The sequence below is a fragment of the Achromobacter sp. DMS1 genome (genome assembly GCF_001270295.1).
On record NZ_LHSJ01000182.1, the window covers coordinates 1 to 8477 of the forward strand.

General features: G+C 65.7%; 7 protein-coding genes. 6 read left to right on the plus strand and 1 reads right to left on the minus strand.

Annotation, left to right across the window (positions count from 1 at the left end; translation table 11 throughout):
- Positions 1-393: 393 nt before the first annotated feature.
- The 4 genes from AD428_RS18570 (at position 394) to pssA (ending at position 4684) form a co-directional block, all read left to right on the plus strand.
- Positions 394-2163 carry an acetolactate synthase 3 catalytic subunit gene (locus AD428_RS18570; RefSeq protein ID WP_255352277.1) on the plus strand — a complete coding sequence of 590 codons (1770 nt, stop codon included), beginning with the start codon at positions 394-396 and terminating at the stop codon, positions 2161-2163.
- A 13-nt stretch (positions 2164-2176) separates the two neighbouring features.
- Positions 2177-2668, plus strand: coding sequence for an acetolactate synthase small subunit (ilvN, locus tag AD428_RS18575; protein WP_053246174.1), 492 nt, complete (start codon positions 2177-2179; stop codon positions 2666-2668).
- Positions 2669-2755: 87 nt separating this feature from the next.
- The gene (ilvC, locus tag AD428_RS18580; protein ID WP_053246175.1) at positions 2756-3772 is read left to right on the plus strand and encodes a ketol-acid reductoisomerase; all 1017 of its coding nucleotides are present in this window, start codon (positions 2756-2758) and stop codon (positions 3770-3772) included.
- Between the two features lie 138 nt (positions 3773-3910).
- Positions 3911-4684: a CDP-diacylglycerol--serine O-phosphatidyltransferase gene (gene pssA / locus AD428_RS18585; protein WP_053246176.1), complete on the plus strand. Its 774-nt coding sequence runs from the start codon at positions 3911-3913 to the stop codon at positions 4682-4684.
- Positions 4685-4732: 48 nt separating this feature from the next.
- On the opposite strand, the gene AD428_RS18590 is transcribed toward pssA, so the two are convergent.
- Positions 4733-5251 (minus strand): hypothetical protein, encoded by a 519-nt coding sequence (locus tag AD428_RS18590; protein ID WP_053246177.1) that lies wholly within the window; start codon positions 5249-5251, stop codon positions 4733-4735.
- Between the two features lie 195 nt (positions 5252-5446).
- On the opposite strand from AD428_RS18590, the gene rpsO reads away from it, so the two are divergent.
- Entirely contained in the window at positions 5447-5716 is a 270-nt protein-coding gene (rpsO, locus tag AD428_RS18595) for a 30S ribosomal protein S15 (RefSeq protein WP_053246178.1), read from the plus strand.
- Positions 5717-5806: 90 nt separating this feature from the next.
- Positions 5807-7960, plus strand: a complete 2154-nt coding sequence (gene pnp, locus AD428_RS18600) for a polyribonucleotide nucleotidyltransferase (protein WP_053246179.1) — start codon at positions 5807-5809, stop codon at positions 7958-7960.
- The last annotated feature ends 517 nt before the right edge of the window (positions 7961-8477 follow it).

The following is an 8477-nucleotide window of genomic DNA, read 5'->3' on the forward strand; positions in this document are numbered from 1 at the left end:
GCATGCCGCGGCGCAAAAGCCGGCCGCCGCTATTCAGGGCCGGATGGGGGCGCGCCGCCGCGAGCGGCGCGGCGGCGGCCGATTTGCTCCCGATGACGCAACGCGGTAAAGTCGTCCACCTGCGCCGGGCTGACTATCCGAAACCGGCGCGATGAGGCGGTGGTTCCGGGTCACCTCCCGGCCTTTTCCGCAGCAGCGATACCTGCCGTTGGCCGCGCCACAAGCGTGTGTTGCCAAGGCTTCCATTTCGACCTCCAGCGTCCCCCAGGGGCGCGAGCACTGCGTTCTGGCGAGCGTGTGTCGGGTCGGCAGGGTGTCCGGGTGGCGTGGCTCCGTGAGCCGCTAAGCGCCGGATCATGTTGCCGCAGCCGGCATGGGTTCCGTTGCCGCCGTATCCGGGCGGGCAGCAGCCAGGGTTGCAGAGCCGGTACAGAAAGGAAACACAACATGGAACTCAATGGCGCCGATATCGTCGTGCGCTGCCTGGCCGAAGAAGGCGTGGAACACGTTTTCGGCTACCCCGGCGGCGCGGTGCTCTACATCTACGACGCGATTTTCAAGCAGGACAAATTCCAGCACATCCTGGTGCGCCACGAGCAGGCTGCCGTGCATGCCGCCGATGCGTATTCGCGCGCCTCGCAAAAGGTGGGCGTGTGCATCGTGACCAGCGGCCCCGGCGTGACCAACGCCGTCACCGGCATCGCCACGGCGTACATGGACTCCATTCCCATGGTCATCATCAGCGGGCAGGTGCCCACTGCGGCCATCGGCGAAGACGCCTTCCAGGAGTGCGACACCGTCGGCATCACGCGTCCCTGCGTCAAGCACAACTTCCTGGTGCGCGACGTGAAAGACCTGGCCGAGACCATGCGCCGCGCGTTCTACATCGCGCGCACCGGCCGTCCCGGCCCGGTGCTGGTGGACATCCCCAAGGACGTCACCGTGGCGCAGTGCAAGTACGCGCCGCCCAAGGGCGAGATCGCGATGCGTTCCTACGCGCCCGTCACCAAGGGGCACCAGGGGCAGATCAAGAAAGCCGTGCAGATGCTGCTGTCGGCCGAGCGCCCCATGATCTACACCGGCGGCGGCGTGATCCTCTCCAACGCCGCGCCGGAATTGAACAAGCTCGTCTCGCAGCTCGGCGCGCCGTGCACCAGCACTCTGATGGGCCTGGGCGGCTACCCGGCCAGCAGCGGCCAGTTCGTGGGCATGCCCGGCATGCACGGCACCTACGAGGCCAACATGGCCATGCAGCACTGCGACGTGCTGCTGGCCATCGGCGCGCGCTTCGACGACCGGGTGATCGGCAATCCCCGGCATTTCGCGCAGAATGCCCGCAAGATCATCCACATCGACATCGACCCGTCTTCCATTTCCAAGCGCGTGCGCGTGGACGTGCCCATCGTGGGCAACGTGAAAGACGTGCTGGCCGATCTCAGCGCCCAGTACGAGATCGCCGCGGCCGAGCACAAGCCGGCCTCCATCGCCAAGTGGTGGGAGCAGATCGAGGCCTGGCGCGGCAAGGAATGCCTGAAGTACGCCAACTCCAGCGAGGTCATCAAGCCGCAGTTCGTGGTGGAAAAGCTCTGGGAAGTCACGGGCGGCGATGCCTTCGTCACCTCCGACGTGGGCCAGCACCAGATGTGGGCCGCGCAGTACTACAAGTTCGACAAGCCGCGCCGCTGGATCAATTCCGGCGGCCTGGGCACCATGGGCGTGGGGCTGCCCTACGCCATGGGCGTGCAGATGGCCAATCCGGGCGCGGACGTGGCCGTCATCACGGGCGAGGCTTCCATCCAGATGAACATCCAGGAGCTCTCGACCTGCCACCAGTACCGGCTGACGCCCAAGATCGTCTGCCTCAACAACCGCTTCCTGGGCATGGTCCGCCAGTGGCAACAGATCGACTACGGCTCGCGCTATTCCGAGTCGTACATGGATTCGCTGCCCGATTTCGTCCGGCTGGCCGAAGCCTACGGGCACGTGGGGCTGCGCATCGAGCGCCCGGCCGACGTCGAGCCGGCGCTGCGCGAAGCATTCAAGAAGCACAAGGACCGCCTGGTCTTCCTGGACTTCATCACCGACCGCACGGAAAACGTGTGGCCCATGGTGAAGGCCGGCCGCGGGCTGACCGAAATGCTGCTCGGCTCTGAAGACCTGTGAGGAGGCCCACCCCATGAAGCACGTGATTTCCGTCCTCCTGGAAAACGAACCCGGCGCGTTGTCGCGCGTGGTCGGCCTGTTTTCCGCGCGGGGCTACAACATCGAAACCCTGACCGTCGCGCCCACCGAGGACGCCACGCTGTCGCGCATGACCATCGTGACCACCGGTTCCGACGAGATCATCGAGCAGATCACCAAGCACCTGAACCGCCTGGTGGACGTGGTGAAAGTGGTGGACCTGACCGAAGGCGCCCACATCGAGCGCGAGCTCATGCTCGTCAAGGTGCGCGCCGTCGGCAAGGAGCGCGAGGAAATGAAGCGCATGGCCGACATCTTCCGCGGCCGCATCATCGACGTTACCGACAAGTCCTACACCATCGAACTCACGGGGGTGCAGGAAAAGGTCCAGGCCTTCCTCGAGGCCCTGGACCGCAGCGCCATCCTGGAAACCGTGCGCACCGGCGTGTCCGGCATCGGGCGCGGCGAACGGATCCTGAAGATTTGACCGGCGGCGCCCACCGGGCGCGCCGACCCGCCGCACCCTACCCCTGAAATCAATCAAATAACCGAATTACGGAATCTGGAGCACAACATGAAAGTTTTCTACGACAAAGACTGCGACCTCTCCCTCGTCAAGGGCAAGACCGTCGCCATCATCGGCTACGGCTCGCAGGGCCACGCCCATGCGCAGAACCTGAACGACTCGGGCGTCAAGGTCGTGGTCGGCCTGCGCAAGGGCGGCGCCTCGTGGAACAAGGCCGCCAACGCCGGCCTGGAAGTCAAGGAAGTGGCCGAGGCCGTCAAGTCGGCCGACATCGTCATGATGCTGCTGCCCGACGAGAACATCGCCGCCGTCTACAACAAGGAAGTGCACGCCAACATCAAGCCCGGCGCCGCCCTGGCGTTCGCCCACGGCTTCAACGTGCACTACGGCCAGGTCGTGCCGCGCGAAGACATCGATGTCATCATGATCGCGCCCAAGGCCCCGGGCCACACCGTGCGCAACACCTACAAGCAGGGCGGCGGCGTGCCGCACCTGGTGGCGGTCTACCAGGACAAGTCCGGCGCCGCGCGCGACGTGGCCCTGTCGTACGCCAGCGCCAACGGCGGCGGCCGCGCCGGCATCATCGAGACCAACTTCCGCGAAGAAACCGAAACCGACCTGTTCGGCGAACAGGCCGTGCTGTGCGGCGGCACCGTCGAGCTCATCAAGGCCGGTTTCGACACGCTGGTGGAAGCCGGCTACGCGCCCGAAATGGCCTATTTCGAGTGCCTGCACGAGCTCAAGCTGATCGTGGACCTGATCTACGAAGGCGGCATCGCCAACATGAACTACTCAATTTCGAACAACGCCGAGTTCGGCGAGTACGAAACCGGCCCGAAGATCGTCACGGAAGAAACCCGCAAGGCCATGCGCCAGTGCCTGAAGGACATCCAGACGGGCGAATACGCCAAGAAGTTCATCCTGGAAAACGCCGCCGGCGCCCCGACGCTGACCTCGCGCCGTCGCATCAACGCGGAATCGCAGATCGAGCAGGTGGGCGGCAAGCTGCGCGCCATGATGCCCTGGATCGCCGCCAACAAGCTGGTGGACAAGTCCAAGAACTGATGCGCGCCGGCGCCGCCCGCGGGCGGCGCCGTTGCCGCCATCGCCCGCGGCATGCCTGCCGCGGGCATGCCGCCTCGGCACGCAAGCAGGGCCAGATGGGTTAATCTTTCGACTGTCTGTCTGAAGTTACCGAGATTCATGCCCAATTTCTCAATGCGCGATCCCGAGAATCGCCACCGAAGCATTTATCTGCTGCCCAACGCGTTCACCACCGCTGCGCTGTTCGCGGGGTTCTACGCGGTGGTGCAGGCCATGAACAATCGCTTCGAGGTCGCCGCCATCGCCATTTTCGTGGCCATGGTGCTCGACGGCATGGACGGCCGCGTTGCGCGGCTCACCAATACGCAGTCCGCCTTCGGCGAGCAGTACGACTCGCTTTCCGACATGACCTCCTTCGGCGTCGCGCCGGCCCTGGTCATGTACGAATGGATCCTCAACGACCTGGGCCGCTGGGGCTGGCTGGCCGCGTTCGTCTACGTGGCGGGGGCCGCGCTGCGCCTGGCCCGCTTCAACACCAATATCGCGGTGGTGGACAAGCGCTACTTCCAGGGGCTGCCCAGCCCCGCCGCCGCGGCGCTGGTCGCCGGCTTCGTGTGGCTGGCGGTGGACAACAAGCTGCCCATCCACGACAGCGTCATGGCGTGGGTGGCGTTCACGCTCACCATGTACGCGGGCATCACCATGGTGTCCAACGCGCCGTTCTTCTCCGGCAAGAGTTTCGCCCTGGGCCGCAGCGTGCCCTTCTGGGGCATCCTGCTGGTGGTCGCGGTGTTCGTCTTCGTGTCCAGCGACCCGCCGGTGGTGCTGTTCGGCCTGTTCGTGCTGTACGGGCTGTCGGGCTGGATCACCTGGCTGTGGCGCTGGAACCGCGCGCGCCGGCTGCAGCAGGAGCGCCGCGGGCACTCGTCCTGAAGGCGGGACCGCAGGCGGGCAGTCCGCCCCCCACGGCCGGTTCCCGGCTCAGCGCCAGAAAAAGCGCTCGTCGTCGTACATGGGATCCGGTCCGGGATGATGGTGCGTCACGTGGTCGCCCTGGCGGCCCATGTAGACGTACATCAGCGAGTTCCAGACGCTGTTTTCCTTGTAGCGGTAAGACCACACCACTTCGCGCTTCTCGCCCAGCCCGGCTTCCGTGATCTCGGCCGGCGGCCCGAACTCGCAGCGCACCCGGTCGGGCGTCCAGTTGCCGGTATCCAGCACCCTGAAATGCTCGTCGGTCAGCAGCGGCACGATCCGGTCCACCCGGCCGTCCGGCCCCACGTTGGCCCCCCAGGCATACTGGCCCAGGGGTTGCTGCGTCCAGATCACGCGCCGCCCGCCATTGGCCAGCGGGCACTCGAAGTTGGGGCGGCCGTATTGGGTTTCCACCTGGGCGAGCGGGGTGCCGGGCGGCAGTTGTTCCATGCTGGTGCAGGCCGCCAGCAGGGCGGCCAGGGCGGCGGCCGCGGAGTATCGTGCAACTTTATTACAGGTTGGCATGGCTTTCTCCAGGGCGCGGGCGCCGCTCGCAGGACGGGCAGACACCCGGTTGGGGCAATTTTATCGAATCGGCTATAATCACCGGGCTTTATCAAACGAATTGATTCTGCAAGGCGTAAGCTTCGGTTTCACCGGAGCATTTTTTCAACCACGTCAGGGCGCCTCGGCCCTGACGCATGTCCGAAGAGGTCATCAATGTCTGTAGCTGACATCAACAAAGCCGACATCGTCGCGCAATTCCAGCGCGCCCAAGGCGACACCGGCTCCCCCGAAGTCCAGGTGGCTCTGCTCACCGCCCGTATCAACGAACTGACCGGTCACTTCAAGGAACACATGAAGGACCATCACTCGCGCCGCGGTCTGCTGCGTATGGTCAGCCGCCGCCGCAAGCTGCTCGACTATCTCAAGGGCCGCAATCCCGATTCGTACCGCGCACTGATCGAAAAACTCGGTCTGCGCAAGTGATCGACGGGGCTGGCTCCCCATGACGCAACCGTGGCCGGTGCGACGCATGTCGCGGCGGCCACGGTTTTTCATTTGCAAGGAATACTCGTCATGTTCAACAAAGTGACAAAATCCTTCCAGTACGGCCAGCACACGGTCGTACTGGAAACCGGCGAAATCGCGCGCCAGGCTTCCGGCGCCGTGATGGTGTCCATCGAAGACACCGTGGTGCTGGCCACCGTGGTGGCGGCCAAGAAGGCCAAGCCCGGCCAGACGTTCTTCCCGCTGACGGTCGACTACATCGAGAAGACCTACGCTGCCGGCCGCATTCCTGGCGGTTTCTTCAAGCGCGAAGGCAAGCCCTCCGAGAAGGAAACGCTGACTTCCCGCCTCATCGACCGTCCGCTGCGCCCGCTCTTCCCCGAAGACTTCTACAACGAAGTCCAGGTCGTCATCCACACGCTGTCGGTCAATCCCGAGATCGATCCCGACATCGCCGCCATGATCGGCGCTTCGGCCGCCCTGGCGATTTCCGGCATCCCGTTCAACGGCCCGATCGGCGCCGCCCGCGTGGGCTACGTCGACGGCCAGTACGTGCTCAACCCCACCGCCACGCAGCTCAAGTCCTCCAAGCTGGATCTGGTGGTGGCCGGCACCGAGAACGCCGTGCTGATGGTGGAATCCGAAGCCGACCAGCTGCCTGAAGACGTGATGCTGGGCGGCGTGGTGTTCGGCCACGAGCAGATGCAGGCCGTCATCAACGCCATCCACGACCTGGTCAAGGAAGCCGGCAAGCCCGAATGGGACTGGCAGCCTCCCGCCAAGGACGAGGCCCTGATCGCCGCCGTGACCGCGGCCGCCCAGGAAGGCCTGAACGCCGCCTACCAGATCCGCGAGAAGCAGGCCCGCACGGCCAAGCTGCGCGAAGTCTACGCCGAAGTGGCCGAGAAGCTGGCCGCCCAGGCCGCCGAGAAGGGCCAGGAAGCGCCCGACGGCGTCACCGTCGACAACATCCTGTTTTCGCTGGAATCGGCCATCGTGCGCGGCCAGATCCTGAACGGCGAGCCGCGCATCGACGGCCGCGACACCCGCACCGTGCGCCCGATCAGCGTGCGCCTGGGCGTGCTGCCCCGCGCGCACGGCAGCGCGCTTTTCACCCGCGGCGAGACGCAGGCGCTGGTGGTGGCCACGCTGGGCACCAAGCAGGACGAGCAGATCATCGACGCGCTCATGGGCGAATACCGCGACCGCTTCATGCTGCACTACAACATGCCTCCGTTCGCCACCGGCGAAACGGGCCGCATCGGCGTGCCCAAGCGCCGCGAGATCGGCCACGGCCGCCTGGCCAAGCGCGCGCTGTTGCCGCTGCTGCCGGCGCCCGAAGACTTCCAGTACACCATCCGCCTCGTGTCGGAGATCACCGAGTCCAACGGCTCCTCGTCCATGGCTTCGGTCTGCGGCGGCTCGCTGGCCATGATGGACGCCGGCGTGCCGGTCAAGGATCACGTGGCTGGCGTGGCCATGGGCCTCATCCTCGAGAACGGCAAGTTCGCCGTCCTCACCGACATCCTGGGCGATGAAGACCACCTGGGCGACATGGACTTCAAGGTCGCGGGCACCGAGAACGGCGTCACGGCCCTGCAGATGGACATCAAGATCCAGGGCATCACCAAGGAAATCATGCAGGTGGCGCTGGCCCAGGCCCGCGAAGGCCGCCTGCACATCCTGGGCAAGATGAAAGAAGCGCTCGAAGGCTCGCGCAACGAGCTGTCGGCCTTCGCCCCGCGCATGCTGACCATCAAGATCAACCCCGAGAAGATCCGCGACGTGATCGGCAAGGGCGGCGCCACCATCCGCGCGCTCACCGAGGAAACCGGCACGCAGATCGACATCTCCGACGACGGCACCATCGTGATCGCCAGCGTCGACGAAGCGCAGGCCAAGGAGGCCCAACGCCGCATCGTCGAACTGACCGCCGACGTGGAAGTGGGCCAGGTCTACGACGGCACGGTCCTGCGCCTGCTGGACTTCGGCGCCATCGTGCAGGTGCTGCCCGGACGCGACGGCCTGCTGCACATCTCCGAAATCGCCAACTACCGCATCGCCAACATCAACGACGTGCTCAAGGTCGGCCAGCAGGTCCGCGTCAAGGTCATCGAGGCCGACGACAAGGGCCGCCTGCGCCTGTCCATCAAGGCCATCGGCGGCATCGAGCAGCAGCAAGCCGCCGCCGAAGCCGCGCCCCAGTCGGAACAGGCCGAATAAGCCTGCTTGCGATTGAACGCCACGGCGCCCTGCGGGGCGCCGTTTTCTTTGGTGCGCCCGGCAGGGCGCACCCACTTGGAGGTGGAAGACCTCTACTCGCCCGACAAGGGGAAGAGTTAGCCGAAGGCAAGGGCAACCCGGGTGACCGGGGGTCTGAAGGAAGCTGGATGGCAAAGCGCTGGCCTGACGAACAGGAAGCGGATGAGGCGTGTCAGCGGGGCAAGGCGGCCAAATTCGTCAAAGCCCGATACTTGTACGGAACGCTGGCCCGTAAATCCGCCAGGCATGAGCGTGAAGGCGGGTGCGCAATACCCGGGGAGATCTGGTCGTATGCCGGGGTCAAACCCGACTGCCGGAGTCGCAAGGCGACGGGATGTGCGGCCAGAAGTCAGCAGAGGGCATGGCAGGTCGATGGCGAAGGCGGCGACCCGCACGTACGGTGGTGTGGGAGGGCTGAGGGGGTAACCCCTCACCCTACCCGATGCGGACGCGCCCCGGGGGCGGGCCATCCCGGGGG